We start from the raw sequence: 18,126 nt of genomic DNA, 5'->3' as shown, positions 1-18,126 counted from the left end.
GGGCCCTACCGCCGTCCGCAGGCGAAGAGCGCCATGCCCCTGACACCGAGGCGGCGTCAGGGGCGTGGCCAGGAGTATCGATCAGAGCCCTGCCCGGGCGTCTTGAAGGAGGACGACCAGTTGCCGTCCTCATCCGTCCAACCGGCGGCGACCTTCTCCTCCCTGGAGAGAGGGCGGCCCAGCTCGGTGCCGATGAGGCCGGGATGGACCGAGAACGCCCCCCACACCGACCGGGCGACCGTCACCCGCCGAAGATGCTGTCCCCGTCCGCCGGCACGAACCTGGCCTGGAAGAATCGCAGGTGGGAGGGCTCGTGGACGAAACGGAGGCCGCGTTTGATCCGGTCGCGCTCCTCATGGACCCGGATGACGCAGTCCGCCACCATGTCCAGGTGTGCCCGGGTGTAGACACGGCGGGGAATAGCCAGCCGGACCAGTTCCATCGGCGGGTAGCGGTTCTCCCCCGTCACCGGGTCGCGCCCGGCGGACAGGCCGCCGCGCTCGACACCGCGGATGCCCCCCTCCACGTAGAGCGCGGCCGCCAGGGTCTGTCCGGGAAACTCCTCCCTGGGCAGGAGCGGCAGCACCGCCAGCGCGTCGATACAGACGCAGTGCCCGCCGATCGGCCGAACCACCGGCACACCGGCGGCGAGAAGCCGATGCCCGAGATACTCGACCTGGCCGACCCTGGCCCGGATGCTGCTCTCCTCCACCGACTCCTCGATGCCACGGGCCACGGCCTCCATGTCCCGCCCGGCCATGCCGCCGTAGGTGTGCAACCCCTCGTAGAGCAGGGCGAGGCTGCGCGCCCGCTCGGCCAGCTCGCCGTCGCGCAGGCCGATCCAGCCGCCGATGTTGGCGAAGCTGTCCTTCTTCGAAGACATCACCGCGCCGTCGGTGAACGAGCACATGGCAAGCAGAATCTCAGCGATCGACCTGTCACCCCAGCCTGCCTCCCGCTGCTTGACGAACCAGGCGTTCTCCACCGCCCGTGCCGCGTCGAACATGATGGGAATTCCATGCCGCCCGGTCAGCTCACGGACCGCGGCGAGGTTGGCCATGCTGATCGGCTGGCCTCCGGCCATGTTGACAGTCGCGGCCAGGGAGACGTAAGGGATCGCGTCGCCGTACTCACCGATCACCGCCGCCAGCTTGGCAAGGTCGACGTCGCCCTTGAACGGGTGGTCAGAGGACGGGTCGTGCGCCTCGTCGATCACCACGTCGTGGAAGGTCGCGCCGTTGAGCTCCTGGTGAGCGCGGGTGCTGGGGAAGAACATGTTGCCGGGGATGTGACTGCCCGGTCTGATCAGGCACCGGCTCACGATGTTCTCCCCTCCCCGGCCCTGGTGGACGGGGATGACGTGTTCGTAGCCGTAGTAGGTGCGGACGGCCCGCTCCAGCACGTAGAAGCTGCGCGCGCCCGCGTACGCCTCGTCGCCGGTCATGAGCGCGGCCCACTGCCGGTCGGACATCGCGTTCGTCCCCGAGTCGGTGAACAGGTCGATGTAGACGTCCTCGGAGCGGAGCAGGCACGGATTCCAGCCCGCCTGCCTGATCGCCTGCTCCCGGTAGGGCCGACTGGTCTGCCTGATCGGCTCTACCGACTTGATCTTCCACGGCTCCGCCGGGTACTCGATCGCATGGTCGTTCATCTCTCTCCTTCTCAACCCGTCGTCACTCAGACCGCGAGGCCCGGTTCCCTCCAGCGCCTGCCGTCACCGGACGGAACCAGTCCACCGGGGAACATGGGCGGCTCGTCACCCATCGCCTCGCCGAGCATTCCGCGCAACTGGAGCTGTGCGCTCTCGGCCATGACCTCGGAGATGACGCCCACCTCGTGCATCCCGGTGACGTCGCCGATGTCATCGGTCCGGGTGGATGCCTCCGCCATCGCCCTGGCCATGCCGGAGAAGTCACCGGAGACCACGCCGCCGACCAGGTCGACGAACGCCTCCGCGGCCGCTCCCCGGTGCTCGGCCACCTTCCTTGCCTGCCAGAAGTACGACTCCTCATCGGTGTGCGTCTGGTAGAACGCCACCAGGAAGTCGCGGAACAGTGCGAACTCGTGCCGGTAGCGGTCCTCGAACTCGCGGAAGCAACGCTCCTCGTCCAGGGTCCCGGCGAGCACGCTGTTGACGGACCGGGCCGCCAGCATCGCGCTGTACGTCGACAGGTGCACGCCCGAGGAGAAGACGGGGTCGATGAAGCAGGCGGCGTCGCCGACCAGTACCAGCCCCGGCGACCACAACGCGGTCCGGTCGTAGGAGTAGTCCTTACGCACCCGCAGCTCGTCGTACGGCTTCGAGGACGACCGCTTGGCTCCGCTCAGATAGCTCTTGATCAACGGGCATTCGTCGATCAGCGCGGCCAGCGCCGCCTCCGGATCGCCCTGTACCCTGTCCGCCGCCTCTCGCCTCACCACCGCGCCGACGCTGGTCAGCGTTTCGCTGAGCGGGATGTACCAGAACCAGCCGCTGTCGAACGCGACGCAGAGGATGTTGCCGGAGTTGGGCGGTGGCATCCTGCGGCCGTTCTCGAAGTAGCCGAACAGCGCGAGGTTACGGAAGAACGGGGAGTACTCCCGCTTCCCGCCCACCTCGTCGTGAAGCCTGCTACCGGAGCCGGAGGCGTCGACGACGAACCCGGCGGTGGCCTCGCGGGCGGTGCCCTCGGGGTCCACGTAACGGACGCCGCAGACCCTGCCGTCGCCGTCGCGCAGCACGCCGGTCACGCGGTGTTCCTGCCGCACGTCCACGCCGAGCCGTACCGCGTTCTGGAGCAGGATCGTGTCGAACCTCGTCCGCTCGACCTGAAGGGCGTAGGAGGTCGGGCCCGCCATCCGCCGGGACAGCGCGAACGAGAACGTCCAGGGCTCCGGGTTGGCCCCCCACTTGAAGGTGCCGCCGCGTTTTGGTGTGAAACCCGCCCGCAGGATCTCGTCTCGCACGCCCAGCATCGCGCAGATGCCGTGAACCGTGGAGGGCAGCAGGGACTCACCGATCTGGTAGCGGGGGAAAGTCTCCTTCTCCAGAAGCAGGACTCGGTGCCCATCGAGCGCGATCAACGACGCGGCCGTGGATCCACCGGGTCCACCCCCCACGACGATGACGTCAAAGTCGTCGGTCATGAAGCCTCTTCCGGGACGTTGGGCCGGATGCCGGATGTGATGTGGGCAAGGGTGGCGAGCTGGGGGATCGTGGGGAACCGCAGCACGTCGCGGATCGTGCAGTGGATTCCGGCCGCCCGCAGCCGGGCGGCGAGTTCGGCCGCCAGGAGGCTGTCGCCTCCGGCGTCGAAGAAGTTGTCGCGGATGTCGGCCCGCTCCACTGGGAGCACCTCGCACCAGACCGCCGCGATCAGCTCCTCGACCGGCGTGCGCGGCGGTACCGAGGACGTGGTCTCCACTCGCCGGAGGACGGAGCGGTCGACCTTGCCGTTCGCGTTCAACGGCAAGGCGTCCAGCACGGTGATCGTGGCGGGCACCAGGTAGTCGGGCAGCTCCGCCCGCAGCGTCTCGGCCATGGTCCCCCGCGCGTCCGTGTCCGTGAGAACGACGTAGGCGGCGAGGCGGAGGGCGCCTTCGGGCCCCTCGGGGACGACGGCCGCCTGCCGCACTCCCGGCTGGGCCAGCAGGAACCGCTCGACCTCGCCCGGCTCGACCCGGTGTCCACGGATCTTGACCTGATCGTCCAGGCGGCCGAGGAACTCCAGAAGACCACCGGGGAGCAGCCGGCAGAGGTCTCCGGTCCGGTACCACCGTTCGCGGCCCTCCTCTGGGAACCGCTCCGCGGTGAGCCCTGCCTGGTTCAGGTAGCCGGTCGCCACGCAGGCCCCGCTGATCTGGAGCTCGCCCGGCTCTCCCTCCGGGACGGACTCGCCGTCCTCGCCGACGAGGCGGGCCCGGATGTTCGCGATCGGCCGCCCGATGACCGGGGAGTCGTGCTCGTCCAACCGGCAGGCGGTGGCGAACACCGTGCACTCGGTGGGACCGTACAGGTTGACGGCCGTCATCCCGTCCACCCGGGACAGCCGGGACCACAGCGTTCCGCTGATCGCCTCCCCGCCCATCAGCAGCAGCTCCGGCCGTGTCCCGGGGACGAGCAGCCCCGCCTTCACCATGGCCTCGACGAGCGTGGGAACGGCCTCCACCACGGTCAGTCTCCGCTCCCGGATGAACCGGACATAGCCCTCTGGGTCCTTGCGCACGTCGTCCGGGACCAGATGCAGCTCGTGCCCGCCCGCCATCCACAGCAGCGGGTTCCACGACGCGTCGAACACGAGCGGCAGGCCGTACGCGACCCGGTGGCGGTCGCCGCGCCCAAAGTAGCGGGCCTCCAGCTCGTAGTAGAGATTGACCAGGCTGTGGTCGGCGACGACGACGCCCTTCGGCCGTCCCGTGGAGCCGGAGGTGTAGATGACATAGGCGGCCGAGCTCGCGGGCGACGGCGCGGGCGGCGCGGGGTCATGGACACACAGGTCGGCCTGCCACCGGTCCCGGGGCAGGTCCACCCGACGGGTCCCGGGCGGCAGCGAGATCGTGAGCTCCGGCGCGTCAGTCAGGAGCAGCCCCGGGCGAGCGTCCTCCAGGATCGCCCCAAGCCGGGTCGCGGGCGCGTCGACAGCGACCGGGACGTACACGCATCCGGCCTTCGACACAGCCAGCGGCACGATGACGGCGAGCACCGATCTGGTCATCGCGCACGCGACCGCGGTACCGGGCGCGACGCCGAAACCTGGACCGGCACCGGAAGCCGAGGCCGGGCCGGAACCCGTGGCGCCGGGGCCGGGCGCCCGGAGCAGGTGGGCCAGCCGGTTGGCCCAAGTGTCGAGCTCCTGGAAGGTCCAGGAGCGGCCGTCCGCGACCAACGCGGTCAGATCCGGCGTGCGCCGAGCGCACCGCTGGAAGACGTCCGCCCAGGTGATGTCCGGCAGCGGGCGGGTGTCGCCGATCAGATCGCGCCTACTCATGAAGCCGACTCGTACGCACTCGCGAGACCTCGCGTGCGGCCATCTCCGCCGATCTCGACGTGGCGGTCCCCGGCGATGGGTTCCTTGCCCGCCTGGCGCTCCGCTGAGGAACAGCCCGGTCGCCGGTCCTTCATCGCCGGTTCATTCGCTGCTGGGGGGCTATGGGGATCATCCTTGTGAAAGCCGCCCGAACCGGCGTCGACCCCTGACATACCGACATCTACCTGTCTCCCCTTGTACGTTTGCCCGGCAAGTGGTCAGACGAACGTAGGCCCGCGCCCTGCGGGCGGGCGTCACCCAAGAGGTTGATGCTCTGTCAGCTAGGAAGAGGACAAACGGTCCCTCGCGAATCCACCAAACGGCATGGCCGATTTATCTTGATTGCTTACTTCCGCCCGCCTGACAGTCGTCCCTGGAACGAACGATCCAAGATCCGCGGCCTTTCCCGACGGGGCCAGGCTCATGGCCGTCCAGACGCGCCCGGACGCGGCCCGCTCCGTGAGGAAGTGGCCACGACCTGGCGCGCCTTCGCCCCGCCACCAGCGGAAGGCGCCCCGGCCCTTGAAGGCCGGGGCGCCTTAGCATAGACGATCTAGCGCTGGGCCTCGATCATCCAGTGGTGCTTCTCCAGGTCCTGAGTGATCTCGATCAGGAGGTCCTGGGTCACCAGGTCGGGCTTCTCGGTGGTGGCGATCCGCTCGCGCATCCGGCGGATGATGGACCCGAGAATGTCCGTCATGGCGGCGACGACCTTGCCGTCGTTGATGTAACCCGCCTCCAGCTGCGGCACCTCGGTGTGGTTCGCGACCGTGGTGGACCGGCCGTCGGGGTTGCATCCGACGGCCACCGCGCGCTCGGCGACGGTGTCCGCGTGCTTCCTGGCAGACGAGACGATCTTGTCGAGTTGCAGGTGCAGTGTGCGGAAGTTATGGCCGATCACGTTCCAGTGGGCCTGCTTGGTCAGGAGCGACAGGTCGAGCAGGTCGATGAGCGCGCCCTGGAGCGCCTGGCCGACGACCTTCTTGTCTTCTGGCTTGAGTGGACTGGTGATCGAGGACATGGAATTTTCCCCCTGTTTCGAGCTCGGTTTCCCGTTTGCTACGGAATGTCCGTACCCATCTATCCGCATCCCTATCCAGCCTCTTACATTGACAGTGTCATGATGACAGTGTCACTATCGACATATGGAATGGACCATCGGTGAACTGGCTGAGCGGGCGTCCGCGGCGCTGGCCCCCACCGCCCAGCTCAACGGGCGGGTCAGGGACGTGCCCAACGAGCGGCTCATCCGGTGGTACGCCACGATCGGCCTACTCGATCCCCCCCTGGCCCGACGCGGCCGGGTGGCCCTGTACGGCAGGCGCCACCTGCTCCAGCTCATCGCGGTCAAGCGGCGCCAGGCCGACGGCCGGACCATCGCCGAGATCCAGGCCGAGCTGACCGGAGCCACCGACCAGACCCTGGAGTCGATCGCCCGCATCCCCGAGCGGTCGCCGGAGCACGCCATCGAGACGATCTCCCCCAGGACGGCACGCCCGCGCTTCTGGGCCGAGCCGTCCTCGGTCCCGGCGGAGACCGGCCTCACACCACCGCAGAAACCCGCGCCACCACCGAAACCTGCCCCCTCCAGCACCCCGCCCCTTCCGGCCTCGTCCGGCGGGGCCACGCTTCCACCCGGCCAGGCCGCGTCCCACCCGGCACCCTCCGGCCAAGCCTCACCCGATCAGGCCGCGCACGGCTCGGCCCCGTCCCACCGGCCCACGCCCCGGGCGGGCGTACCCGCAGTGGCCCCCCATCCGGCCGTGGAAACCCGGCCACCCGCCGTGATCGTGCACGGCGTACGCCTGACGGACGGCGTGACGCTGCTGCTCGACGGCGGCGGCGGACGCACCCCCTCACCCGACGACCTCGCCGAGATCGCCGCCGCGTCGCGGGAGCTCCTGTCGCTCCTGCGCGAACGCGGCCTCACACCTCCGGAAGGAACGCAACCATGATTACCTCGATCGCAACACTGTCGCCGGAGGAGTGCTCGCCCGTCCCGGACGCCGGGCTGGGGACGCTCACCACCGAGCGCGGCAACCTGCCGCTGGAGAGCGTGGACGTGACCGCCGCCGTGACCGGCCTGCTGGCCGACATCGAGGTGGTCCAGGGCTTCCACAACCCGCACGACGTGGCACTGGAGGCGACGTACGTCTTCCCGCTGCCCGACCGCGCCGCCGTGACCGCCTTCAGGATGGAGGCCGACGGGCGGGTCATCGAGGGCGTGCTCAAGGAGCGCGGCCAGGCCAGGGCCGACTACGACCAGGCGATCGCCCAGGGCAAGCGGGCCGCGATCGCCGAGGAGGACCGCCCCGACGTCTTCACCATCAGGGTCGGCAACATCGTGCCCGGCGAGCGGGTCACCGTCCATCTCACGCTGAACCAGCCGCTCCCGTACGAGGACGGCGCGGCCACCTTCCGCTTCCCGCTGGTCGTCGCCCCCCGCTACATCCCCGGCACCCCGCTGGACGGCGAGCGGGCGGGCGACGGGTGGACCCCGGACACCGACGCGGTCCCCGACGCCTCCCGGATCACCCCGCCGGTGCTGCTGCCCGGCTTCCCCAACCCGGTACGGCTCTCGCTGGCCGTCTCCGTCGACCCGGCGGGGCTGGAGTTGCGCGAGATCCGCTCCAGCCTGCACGTGGTTCTCCAGGAGGGCGGCACGATCCGCCTCCAGCCGGGCGAGCGGCTGGACCGCGACTTCATCCTGCGTCTGGCCACAGGCGCCTCCACCTCCCTGGCGCTGGCCCCCGACGACGAGAACGGCGAGGGCACGTTCACGCTGACCGTCGTCCCCGAGGCGGCACCCGCCGGAGCGAGGGCCAAGGACGTGGTGCTGGTGCTCGACCGCTCGGGCAGCATGACCGGCTGGAAGATGGTGGCCGCCCGGCGCGCCGCCGCCCGCATCGTCGACACGCTCACCTCGCGCGACCGGTTCGCGGTGCTCTCCTTCGACACCGTCGTGGAGCAGCCGGACGGGCTCGGCGAGGGGCTCTGTACGGCGTCCGACCGCAACCGCTACCGGGCCGTGGAGCATCTGGCCAGGCTGGAGGCGCGCGGCGGCACCGAGATGCTGGCCCCGCTTGAGCAGGCCGCCGCGCTGCTCGCCGACTCCGCCAGGGACCGGGTGCTGGTGCTGGTCACCGACGGGCAGGTGGGCAACGAGGACCAGATCCTGAAGCGGACCGGATCCCGGCTGGCCGGTGTGCGGGTGCACACGGTCGGCATCGACAGGGCGGTCAACGCCGGGTTCCTGGGCAGGCTCGCCGGGCTGGGCGGGGGCCGGTGCGAGCTGGTCGAGTCCGAGGACCGGCTTGACGAGGCGATGGAGCACATCCACCGCAGGATCGGCGCCCCGCTGGTCACCGACCTGGCCCTACACTCCGACGGGCTCGACCTGATCACCGAGACGGTCGGCCACGTCGGCTCGATCTACCCCGGCGTCCCGCTCACCGTCCTCGGCCGCTACCGGGGCGCCGCCACCGGGGCGCTGACCGTACGGGGCCTGGACGCCGCGGGCCTGCCGTGGGAGCGGCGGGTCGCCTCGACGACGGTGGACACCCCGGCGCTACGGGCGATCTGGGCGCGGGGGCGGCTGCGGACCCTGGAGGACCGCTACGCGATCGGCGACCGGTCGCTGGAGGCCGAGATCGTGGAGACCTCGCTCAGGTACGGGGTGCTCTGCCGGTTCACCGCCTTCGTCGCGGTCGACACGCAGGTGGTCGCCGAGGGCGGTCCCGGGCACCGGGTGATCCAGCCGGTGGAGCTGCCCAGCGGCTGGGAGAGCCCCGTCGTCGCGGCGGCGCCGATGATGCTGACCTCGATGGCCGCCGACGCGAGCGCGGCCCCGAGCCCGCCCATGGGACCGCCCGGGATAGCCGCTCCCGGCGCCATGCCGAAGTTCGCGGCGAGCGCGATCGGCGGCGGCCTGCCGCAGGAGGCGGCGGCCGGCGGCTTCGACGACCGCGCCCGGATGCTGCCCCGCCCGGCACCGGCCCCCGAGCCGCAGGGCAGCCCGCAGCAGCCGCCGAGGGAGCTGCTCGCCGAGGAGCTGAAGCGGCTGCGCGCCGCGGCGTCCCTGCCCGCCGCCGAACGGCTGCGCGTGCTGGAGGACCTGGGAAGCCGCCTCGCGGCCCTGGTGGTCTACCTCGGCGGCCACCCGGAGCTGGCGGCCCTGGCCGAGGAGCTGCGGGCCGGTGGGGACGTGGACGCCCTGTGGCAGCGGGCCGTGGAGGTGCTGGAGGCCCTGGTGGGCACCGGCGGGCGCCGCCCGTTCTGGAAGCGATGATCTCCTCCGGGCCCGGACGGACCACCGGACGACCGGGCCCGGAGAAGGTGTCCGCCGAGTTCCGTCGCCCGTGGCGTTCTCCGGCGCGGGACACCCGGGTCCGCGACTCCCGGCATTGCGGGCATGGCCCGGCGGGGCCGGTACGGGACAGCGGGCTCCCCGGCCTCGCGGCTCCACATAAAGTAGCGGAATGGTGATTCTGGACGGCGGCCTGGCCACCCATTTGGAGGAGCTGGGCGCGGACCTGCGAGACGACCTCTGGTCGGCGAAGCTCCTGCTGGAGAACCCCTCCGTGATCCGGCAGGCGCATCTCGACTACTTCACCGCCGGTGCCGAGGTGGCGATAACGGCGAGTTATCAGGCGAGCATACCGGCGTTCCTGCGGCGGGGACTGAGCGCCGCCGAGGCCGAGGATCTGATCCTGCTCTCCGTGCACCTCGCCGCCCAGGCCAGGGACACCCACGGCTCCGGCACCGTGGCCGCCAGCGTCGGGCCGTACGGCGCCTACCTGGCCAACGGCGCCGAGTACACCGGAAAGTACGACCTCGACGAGGACGGCCTGACCGACTGGCACCGCGACCGCTGGCACATCCTGGCCGACAGCGAGGCCGACCTGCTGGCCTGCGAGACCATCCCCTCCTACCCCGAGGCGAGGGCACTCCGGCGGCTGCTGGCCGAGACGCCGGGGATGCGGGCGTGGGTGAGCTTCTCCTGCCGCGACGGCGAGCACATCAACGACGGCACCCCGCTGCGGACCGCGGCCCGCCTGTTCGCCGGCAACCCCCAGGTGATCGCGATCGGCGTCAACTGCACGGCACCGCGCCACGTGCTCAACCTGATCTCCCAGATCAAGGGCAAGCCCACCATGGTCTACCCCAACTCCGGCGAGGTCTGGGACTCGGCGAACCACCGCTGGCTCGGGCTGGCCGACCCGGTGGAGTTCGGCGAGGCGGCGGCCGGGTGGAACGCGGCGGGTTCCGCCTTCGTCGGCGGCTGCTGCCGCACCACGCCGGAGCACATCCGCCAGATCCGCGCCCACCTGACCTGACCGGGTGAGGTCCCGCCGTCACCTCGCCGGCGGGACCTCGGCGGCCGGGCCAGGGCCGTAGCGCTCCAGATGCCGGTTCCGCCGGTTCGCGAAGCAGGCTGCTTAAAACGTTTTAGTAGCGATGAGAGGCTGAGTGGCAGGTGCGAGCAGCATCAACGCCACGTCAACGCCACTGGGCGGATCATCGAATTGGTACGTTTTCACCAGCTGGAACCGCGTACTACCTCCGGGCACCGCGACGGCCTACGGTAGTGATCGGCCGGCGCCCAGGGCGTCGGAGCGCGTTCCGCCCCCGGGAGGTCTCTTGTTCGTCGACATGCCCCTCGACCAGCTCAGGCAGTACCGGCCCGAGCGCCGGGAACCCGGCGGGTTCGACGCCTTCTGGGCGAGGACGCTTGCCGAGACCCGCGAGCACGACCTGAACGCCGTCTTCACCGAGGTGGAGACGGACCTGGCCCTGGTCCGCTGCTTCGACGTCGGCTACGCGGGCTTCGGCGGTCAGGAGATCAAGGGCTGGCTGCTGCTGCCCGCCTCGGCCGAGGAGCCGCTGCCGTGTGTGGTGCAGTACATCGGCTACAACGGCGGCCGGGGTCTGCCGCACGACTGGCTCACCTGGCCCGCGGCCGGATGGGCGGTCCTCGTCATGGACTCCCGCGGGCAGGGCGGCGGCTGGCGGCCCGGCGACACACCCGACCCGGTGGGAGGCACCGGGGCGCAGAGCAGCGGCAAGCTCACCCAGGGCGTGTCCGACCCCGACGACTACTACTTCCGGCGCCTCTACACCGACGGGGTCAGGGCGGTCGAGGCCGCCCGCGCGCACCCGCTGGTGGACGCCTCGCGCATCGTCGTCTCCGGCGGCAGCCAGGGCGGCGGCCTCGCGATGGCGGTGAGCGCGCTGGTACCCGGCCTGTTGTTCGCCTTCATCGACGTGCCGTTCATGTCGCACATCCGCCGGGCCGCCGAGATCACCGACGAGGACCCCTACGCCGAACTCGGCCGGTTCCTCAAGTCCAACCGCCACCGGGTCGACCAGGTCTTCGCCACCCTCGACCACTTCGACGGCATGAACTTCGCCGCCCGCAACACCACGCCCGCGCTCTTCTCCGTCGGCCTGCGCGACGGCATCACCCCCGCCTCCACGGTCTTCGCCGCCTACAACCACTACGCTGGCGACAAGGGCATCCGGGTGTGGGCCTTCAACGGCCACGAGGGGGGCGAGTCCGACCAGATCGCCGAGCAGCTCAGGATCGCCAGAAAACTGCTGACCGGCTGACCGCCCGATATGGAGCAAAACGTTTTACTTAAAAGCCGGAGGTAAGCCGTAGATGGTGACTTCACTGGCACTTGCCTGGTTATTACGTTTTAATCAGTGCACATGAGTTCGGTGAGCATCAAGGAAGTGGCCGCGCGGGCCGGAGTCTCCCCGGGAACGGTCTCCAACGTGCTCAACCGCCCGGAGAAGGTCGCCGAGTCCACCCGCTCCCGGGTCGAGGAGGCCATTCGTGAGCTGGGATTCGTCCGGCACGGCTCCGCCTCCAGCCTGCGGGCCGGGCACAGCCGCACCGTCGGCCTCTCGGTCATCGACATCGGCAACCCCTTCTTCACGGATGTGGCCGCCGGGGTCGAGGAGGCGGCCAGCGAGCGCGGGTACGCGGTGATCCTGGGCAACTCCTCGGGCGACAGGCTCAAGGAGGAGCGCAACCTGCTGGTCTTCGCCGAGCAGCGGGTCCGCGGGGTGCTCATCACCCCCGCCGGGGGGAGCCTGGCCAAGCTCGACCAACTCAGGGAGCGCGGCATCAACGTGGTCCTGGTCGATCACCCCGCCGAGCGCGCCGACCAGTGCTCGGTGGCGGTCAACGACATCACCGGCGGCTTCCTCGCGGTCTCCCACCTGCTGGCCGCCGGGGCCGACCGGATCGCCTACGTCACCGGCCCCCTCACCATCCGCCAGTGCTCCGACCGCCTGACCGGCGCCGAGCGGGCGCTGGCCGCGGCGGGCCGCGACCCCGGGCAGACGCTGGAGGAGGTCGCGATGAACGCGATGAACGCCAGGTCCGGGCAGCAGGCCGCGGAGAAGCTCGTCGCCGAGGGGCGGCTGCCGGACGCCGTGTTCTGCGCGAACGATCTGCTGGCCCTCGGCATGCTGCGGGGGCTGCTCCACGCGGGCGTGCGGGTCCCCCGGGACGTCCTGCTCATCGGTTACGACGACATCGACTTCGCCTCGGCGTCGGCGGTCTCGCTCAGCTCGATCCGGCAGCCGACCCACCGGCTCGGCAGGGTGGCCACCGAACTGCTGCTCGACGAGTGCGACAACCCGGAGTCCCACGCCCACCAGCAGGTCATGTTCCAGCCCGAGCTGATCGTCCGCGAGTCGACCCGCTGATCTCCGCCTGGCCGGCCGCCCGGGACGTTCAGGTGCGCTCGCGCGCCTGAACGATGGCCTCCTTGGCGGCGCGGGCGGCCTCGGCCTTGGCGCTCGCGGCGTACCTGTCGACGTACTCCTGGCCGGAGAGCTCCATCAGCGCGTACATGATCTCGTCGGTGACGGCGCGCAGCACGAGGCGGTCCTCCTCCATTCCGTAGTAGCGGGTGAAGTCCAGCGGCTTGCCGAACTTCACACCGGGACGGATGCCCAGCTTGGGCAGGATGCGGCCGGGAGGCATCACCTCGAAGGTGTTGACCATCGCCCACGGGATGACCGGCACGCGCGACTCCAGCGCCAGGCGGGCCACCCCGGTCTTGCCCTTGTAGAGACGGCCGTCGTGGGAGCGGGTGCCCTCGGGATAGATGGCGAGCACATGGCCCTCGTCAAGGATGCGCCTGCCGGTGCGGAGCGCCGCCTCGCTGGCCTTGCCCCCTGAGCGGTCGATCGGGACGGTGCCGACACCACTGAAGAAGGCTCTGCTCAGCATGCCCTTGAGGCCGCGGCCGGTGAAGTAGTCGGACTTGCCGAGAGAGATCACCTTGCGCCGCAGGAAGAGCACACCGAAGAAATGGTCGGCGAACGACAGGTGGTTTCCGGCCAGGATCACCGGCCCCTGCCTCGGCACATTGTCCACGCCCTCCACCCACGGGCGGAAAATCACGCGGAGTAGGGGTCCGAGGATCACCTTCACCACCCAGTAGAACACTCCATGCTCCTTCAGTTGACAGGCGAGGACCTGGAGTTATCCTCCCACTTCCGGCCTCAGTCACCTACACCACCGAACCACCCAAATCGACCTCTCGCAAAACACGCCCCAGTCGTGCGACGATCGGGCGAACCTTACAAGGAGCCGCGATGCCAGTCATGCCCGGTGCGGAGGCGTACCACCATGCGGGAGGACAGATCGGCGTCCTGCTCTGTCATGGATTCACCGGATCGCCGCAGTCCCTGCGTCCGTGGGGCGAGTACCTGGCGGCGGCGGGCATCACCGTGTCGCTGCCACGACTACCCGGCCACGGCACCACCTGGCAGGAGATGAGCCACACCCGCTGGGAGGACTGGTACGCCGAGCTGGACAAGTCCCTGGCGGACCTGCGCGGCAACTGCGCCGAGGTCTTCGTCATGGGCCTGTCGCTCGGCGGCTGCATGGCGCTGCGGCTGGCCGAGGTGCACGGCGACTGGATCAGGGGGCTGGTGATCGTCAACCCGTCGGTGGCCAACGACGTGCCGCTGCTCAGGATGGCCCCCCTGCTCAGGTTCGTGATCGCGTCGGTGCCCGGTGTGGCGGGAGACATCAAGAAGGAGGGGGCGACCGAGCTCGGCTACCCGCGCACACCGGTCAAGGCCGCGGCCACCCTCCCCCGGCTCTGGTCACTGACGCAGTCGGAGCTAAGCAAGATCACCCAGCCTGTACTGGTTTTCCATAGTCCACAGGATCATGTTGTGAAACCGGCGAGTGTGCGTATTCTGCGTGAGAGGCTGACCGGGGGGAATCTGAATGTGGTGGAGCTCGCCAACAGCTACCACGTCGCGACTCTTGACAACGATGCGGATCAGATCTTTGCGGGGAGCCTGGAGTTCATCAAGACGAACGCGTCTGTACCCTTGCAGAGAGACTGATCCCGAGCGGAGGATGCGCGGTCTCCGGGAGAAAGTGATCGGCCGATGAACAATGGGCCCAGCTAAGTGACACCTCAAAGTGACGAGGACGAGGTCTGGCGTCAGATCGTCGCGTCCTTCAACGACCCCGCCGAGCATGACTCGGCACATCAGCCGTGGCCGGACAGCGAGAACCTGCCGGCCGAACCTCCGCGACGGGTGATCAAGCAGTCGGACGAGGAAGACCTCCTGCGTGAGGACGACCTGGCCGACGACGACTCCGACAGCGAACGGAGTGACGGCGAGGAGGAGGAGCACTACGTGCCTCCGCCCCCACCCCCACTGCCCAAGACCGACGCCACCACCAAGATCGCATGGTTGGCCCTGTTCGGCGGGCCCGCCTACCTGTTGCTCAGCGCCGCGCTCAGCTGGAACCTGCAGGGCTGGATGCTGTTCACCGCGGTCGCCGCGTTCATCGGCGGTTTCGTGGCGCTGGTGGTCCGCATGGGCGACGGTCCGCCCAACGACTCCGGCTGGGACGACGGCGCGGTCATCTGAGCGGGGCCCGGCCCTACGGCTTGGCGTGCACCGGGGTGCCGAAACGCTCGATCACGTCCGTGTACTTGCCGGAGGCGTCGACCACGTGGCCGACCGACCACACGGTGCCGGTACCCGGCAGATAGGTAACGGCCTGGAGCCTCACCGTCCGGGAGTCGGTGCTCTCGGGACCGCGCAACGCCTTGACCTTGTGCCCGTCGTAGCGGAGCAGGAACGCCTCGCCGGGCCGGTCCAGATCGACCCCGGAGATCCAGAAGTGGCCCTTGCGGTCACCGGTCACCCCGTACAGGCGGATGTCACCGGCGGGCGGGGACACCCGGGACCACTTCTTGCCGTTCCACGACAGAATCAACGGGACGGTCTCGCCGGCCCCCCGGTAGAGGCCGCCCACGGCGAGTGCCCGCTTCGGCCCGTCGAGGTGGACGTCACGCAGGTAGCCGCCGGGAATCTCGGGGGTCTTGAAAGGCTTCCAGCGCCCGCCGGACTGCCTCATGATCAACGGCTTGCCCGCGGCGTCGCCCACCGCCCACCCGTCGCTCTTGCCCGACAGCGCCACGCCGTACAGCATGCCCCTGCCGGAAAGCTGGGTGAGCTTCCACTTCGAACCGGTGCCGGTCACGAGCAGCGGCTGCTTGTCACGGCGGCCGACGGCGACCACCCTGCCGGGGACGGCCGCCACCCCGCCCAGCCAGTCACCCGCGTGCAGCTTGTCGACGACGACCCTGTCGAAGGCCGCCCCGTCTCCCTTCGCCAGGTAGGGAAGACCGTCATGTCCCTCACCGACGGCCCACAGCTCCGACGCCGAGGCCGCCGCGACGGAACGCAGGGGCCCCGCGCCCGTCGGGTCGTTGCGGATGCCGACCTCTTTCCAGGAGGAACCGTTCCAGTGGGTGATCGCGCCACGGCTCTGCCAGACGTCCCAGACGCTCTGCTGGCCCACCGCCCACACACTCGTGGCCGAGATGCCCACCACGTCGGAGAGTGATCCGTCACTGCTCAGGCCCGCGCTGGCCGGAGCCTGCCAGGCCTCGGCCACGGGCGGGCTGACTGGATCGGCATGTGCTGGAAAGGTGTGCGAGGACAGCAGGACTAGGCCTCCCGCGCAGAGAGCCAGCGCACGCCGCGGAAGGCGACGGGTCATGTTTCAAATGGTACGGGGCTCGTCCCCTCCCCGCGTCCTGGTCTCTCCAGTTGACGGGCGCGATCCGGAAAGGCGCCCTACCGTTCGTCACGAAAACCCTGATCCCACCGGTTTTCTCAGCTCCCCGGGAAAGCGGGCTCTTCAGAGGTGAAGTCCGGGGTGCCGATGATCCAGTTCAGCGACCACCGGCAGGTGGTCGGTGGCGGCCACCAGGTCTGCCGGGTCGGCCTCGACACCCCCGCAGGAGAGCACGGGGAGGCCGGCCACCGCGAAGATCGCGTCAATCCGCTTGTGCGGCCCCCTGGCCGGGAAGGTGAAGCCGTCACCGCGCGGTGAGACCGGGTAGCAGTCGGTCAGCCGCTCGGCGAGGTGCTGCCAGCTCGGCTGCCCGGACTGCTCGTTGATGTCTCCGGCCAGCACCGGCAACGCGCCGAACCGGCCGGCCGCCTCTCCCAGGAGCCTCACCGCCTCGCCCGCGTGCCGGCGCCTGGCCGTCTCGTCGAGGTCCAGGTGGATGGAGCCGACGGCGACCCGCCGCCCCTCCGCCTCCACCACGGCGATCGCGATGGCCCGCCGCTCCAGGGGGAAGAAGGGCTCCAGTAGGTGCCCCTCCCCGTGCAGCAGCCGCACGCCGGGACCGGTCAGCACGGCGACACCGCCCCTGCGGCGGCCGGCCGCCACGGACAGTCCGCCGAAGGCGGCCAGCCGTCTGCGCCTGCGGCGCCAGCAGAGGAACCGGGGCGCCTCCTGCACGCAGAGCACGTCCGCGCGGAGCGCGGCGACCACCCGCTTCAGCGCCGGGATGTCGTCCCTCATCGAACGCACGTTGTAGCTGGCGATCCTGAGCACCACGGCTGCCTCACTTCGCGACGCGTGACGCGAGGGTAACCGCGCACCGCCGGACACACCAGCCATCCGTCCCTAATCGGTATACGGGCCGTCGGCGGGCGGGCGGTGCGTGCCGACCGCCCAAGCTCTCCGGCGGAGGTCTACGGCAGAGGTCTACGGCAGGCGCGGCCCGAAGCCGGGCAGGGCCGAGCGGTGCTCCTGCCGGACGCGCTGAGGGCGGCCCGGCGGGGCCTTCCTCAGCGCGTCTTTTCGAGGAGGACCCCGGTCAGCGCCTGCGGGCGAGATCCGCGGCCCCCACCAGGCCCGCAGAGGCACCCAACTCGGCCGGCCGGATGTCGGCCAGCGGGCGGTGCCCCCGGCCACTCAGGTGCGCGGCGAAGAACTCGCGGGTCTCGTCGATCCACAGATCCGCGGCGCGCGAGACACCGCCGCCGAGCACGAAGCAGCCGGGGTCGAGGACGGCGACGAGGTCGGCCAGCCCCTGACCGATCCAGCGGGCCATCGAGGAGAACGCGGCCAGCGCGGCCGGGTCGCCCTGCCTGGCGGCCTCGGTGACCTCGTGGCCCTCGATCTGTTCCGGCGTACCGCCGGCGATCTTCAAGAGCGTGACGGCCCTGTCCGGCTCGGCCTCGGCGATCTTCCTGGCCTCGTGGACCAGGGCACTGCCGCTGGCGTACTGCTCCCAGCAGCCGAGGTTGCCGCACCCGCACTGACGCCCCTGGGGGACCGCCTGCATGTGGCCGAACTCGGCGCCCATGCCCCAGCGCCCCCGGTAGAGGGAGCCGTCGAGCACGATGCCGCCGCCGATGCCGGTGCCGACGGTCACGCACACCAGGTGGCTCTCCCCTCGGCCGGCGCCGAACCTGGCCTCACCCCACGCCATCGCGTTGGCGTCGTTCTCCACCACGACGGGCAGGCCGACCAGGTCGGAGACCTTCTTCCGCAGGGGCTCCTCGCGCCAGGCGAGGTTGGGGGCGAACCGGACGATGGACCGGGTCTCGTCCACGAACCCGGCGGCGCCGAGACCGACGGCCTCGATCTCGCGGTCCCTGGCGAGCTCCAGGATCGCGTCACCGATGGTGTGGGCGACCTGCTCGGGATTCTCGGCCGGGGTGGGCCGCAGCAGGTGCGCGACGATCTGGCCGTCCTCGTCGACGACTCCCGCCGCGACCTTCGTACCGCCGATGTCCACGCCGATGGTCAGCGCCATTG

At 70.3% G+C, this 18,126-nt stretch carries 16 protein-coding genes; 7 read left to right on the top strand and 9 right to left on the bottom strand.

Features of this window, described 5'->3' with window-relative positions:
• Positions 1–56: 56 nt before the first annotated feature.
• The 5 genes from ABZU75_RS05195 to ABZU75_RS05175 all read right to left on the bottom strand — a co-directional run bounded on the left by ABZU75_RS05195 (position 57) and on the right by ABZU75_RS05175 (position 6,027).
• On the bottom strand, positions 57–245 hold the full coding sequence (locus tag ABZU75_RS05195; RefSeq protein WP_355549701.1) for a hypothetical protein: 189 nt from the start codon (positions 243–245) through the stop codon (positions 57–59).
• Positions 242–1,651, bottom strand: coding sequence for a tryptophanase (locus ABZU75_RS05190; RefSeq protein ID WP_355549699.1), 1,410 nt, complete (start codon positions 1,649–1,651; stop codon positions 242–244). Before ABZU75_RS05190 ends, ABZU75_RS05195 begins: the two co-directional genes overlap by 4 nt.
• Positions 1,652–1,677: 26 nt before the next feature.
• Positions 1,678–3,126 (bottom strand): tryptophan 7-halogenase, encoded by a 1,449-nt coding sequence (locus ABZU75_RS05185; RefSeq protein WP_355549697.1) that lies wholly within the window; start codon positions 3,124–3,126, stop codon positions 1,678–1,680.
• Complete coding sequence (locus ABZU75_RS05180; protein ID WP_355549695.1) at positions 3,123–4,967, bottom strand: amino acid adenylation domain-containing protein; 1,845 nt, start codon at positions 4,965–4,967, stop codon at positions 3,123–3,125. Before ABZU75_RS05180 ends, ABZU75_RS05185 begins: the two co-directional genes overlap by 4 nt.
• A gap of 592 nt (positions 4,968–5,559) precedes the next feature.
• On the bottom strand, positions 5,560–6,027 hold the full coding sequence (locus ABZU75_RS05175) for a DNA starvation/stationary phase protection protein (RefSeq protein WP_355549693.1): 468 nt from the start codon (positions 6,025–6,027) through the stop codon (positions 5,560–5,562).
• Between the two features lie 124 nt (positions 6,028–6,151).
• Here ABZU75_RS05175 and ABZU75_RS05170 point away from each other — a divergent pair, with 124 nt between their 5' ends.
• The 5 genes from ABZU75_RS05170 (at position 6,152) to ABZU75_RS05150 (ending at position 12,725) form a co-directional block, all read left to right on the top strand.
• On the top strand, positions 6,152–6,961 hold the full coding sequence (locus tag ABZU75_RS05170) for a MerR family transcriptional regulator (RefSeq protein ID WP_355549691.1): 810 nt from the start codon (positions 6,152–6,154) through the stop codon (positions 6,959–6,961).
• Positions 6,958–9,294: a VIT domain-containing protein gene (locus ABZU75_RS05165; RefSeq protein WP_355549689.1), complete on the top strand. Its 2,337-nt coding sequence runs from the start codon at positions 6,958–6,960 to the stop codon at positions 9,292–9,294. The genes ABZU75_RS05170 and ABZU75_RS05165 overlap by 4 nt, the downstream gene beginning before the upstream one ends.
• 190 nt (positions 9,295–9,484) lie before the next feature.
• Positions 9,485–10,342: a homocysteine S-methyltransferase gene (mmuM, locus tag ABZU75_RS05160; RefSeq protein WP_350924324.1), complete on the top strand. Its 858-nt coding sequence runs from the start codon at positions 9,485–9,487 to the stop codon at positions 10,340–10,342.
• Positions 10,343–10,646: 304 nt separating this feature from the next.
• The gene (locus tag ABZU75_RS05155; protein WP_355549686.1) at positions 10,647–11,615 is read left to right on the top strand and encodes an acetylxylan esterase; all 969 of its coding nucleotides are present in this window, start codon (positions 10,647–10,649) and stop codon (positions 11,613–11,615) included.
• Between the two features lie 102 nt (positions 11,616–11,717).
• The gene (locus ABZU75_RS05150) at positions 11,718–12,725 is read left to right on the top strand and encodes a substrate-binding domain-containing protein (protein WP_355549684.1); all 1,008 of its coding nucleotides are present in this window, start codon (positions 11,718–11,720) and stop codon (positions 12,723–12,725) included.
• Between the two features lie 28 nt (positions 12,726–12,753).
• Here the strand turns inward: ABZU75_RS05150 and ABZU75_RS05145 are convergent, their stop codons facing one another.
• On the bottom strand, positions 12,754–13,473 hold the full coding sequence (locus tag ABZU75_RS05145) for a lysophospholipid acyltransferase family protein (protein WP_355549682.1): 720 nt from the start codon (positions 13,471–13,473) through the stop codon (positions 12,754–12,756).
• A 149-nt stretch (positions 13,474–13,622) separates the two neighbouring features.
• On the opposite strand from ABZU75_RS05145, the gene ABZU75_RS05140 reads away from it, so the two are divergent.
• Together ABZU75_RS05140 and ABZU75_RS05135 are read left to right on the top strand one after the other, a co-directional pair.
• Positions 13,623–14,387 carry an alpha/beta fold hydrolase gene (locus tag ABZU75_RS05140; protein ID WP_355549680.1) on the top strand — a complete coding sequence of 255 codons (765 nt, stop codon included), beginning with the start codon at positions 13,623–13,625 and terminating at the stop codon, positions 14,385–14,387.
• Between the two features lie 66 nt (positions 14,388–14,453).
• On the top strand, positions 14,454–14,924 hold the full coding sequence (locus ABZU75_RS05135; RefSeq protein ID WP_355549678.1) for a hypothetical protein: 471 nt from the start codon (positions 14,454–14,456) through the stop codon (positions 14,922–14,924).
• 13 nt (positions 14,925–14,937) lie between these two features.
• On the opposite strand, the gene ABZU75_RS05130 is transcribed toward ABZU75_RS05135, so the two are convergent.
• The 3 genes from ABZU75_RS05130 to ABZU75_RS05120 all read right to left on the bottom strand — a co-directional run bounded on the left by ABZU75_RS05130 (position 14,938) and on the right by ABZU75_RS05120 (position 18,124).
• Entirely contained in the window at positions 14,938–16,065 is a 1,128-nt protein-coding gene (locus ABZU75_RS05130; RefSeq protein WP_355549676.1) for a hypothetical protein, read from the bottom strand.
• Between the two features lie 141 nt (positions 16,066–16,206).
• Positions 16,207–16,917: an endonuclease/exonuclease/phosphatase family protein gene (locus ABZU75_RS05125; RefSeq protein ID WP_355549673.1), complete on the bottom strand. Its 711-nt coding sequence runs from the start codon at positions 16,915–16,917 to the stop codon at positions 16,207–16,209.
• Positions 16,918–17,179: 262 nt separating this feature from the next.
• A complete protein-coding gene (locus tag ABZU75_RS05120) occupies positions 17,180–18,124 on the bottom strand; it encodes an ROK family glucokinase (RefSeq protein WP_355549671.1) in 945 nt (314 codons plus the stop codon).
• Positions 18,125–18,126: the final 2 nt, after the last annotated feature.

The organism is Streptosporangium sp. NPDC005286 (genome assembly GCF_040607515.1).
Classification (GTDB): Bacteria; Actinomycetota; Actinomycetes; order Streptosporangiales; family Streptosporangiaceae; genus Streptosporangium.
Note: the sequence above shows the minus strand (reverse complement) of the source record. Positions and strands in the feature narration are given on the sequence as shown.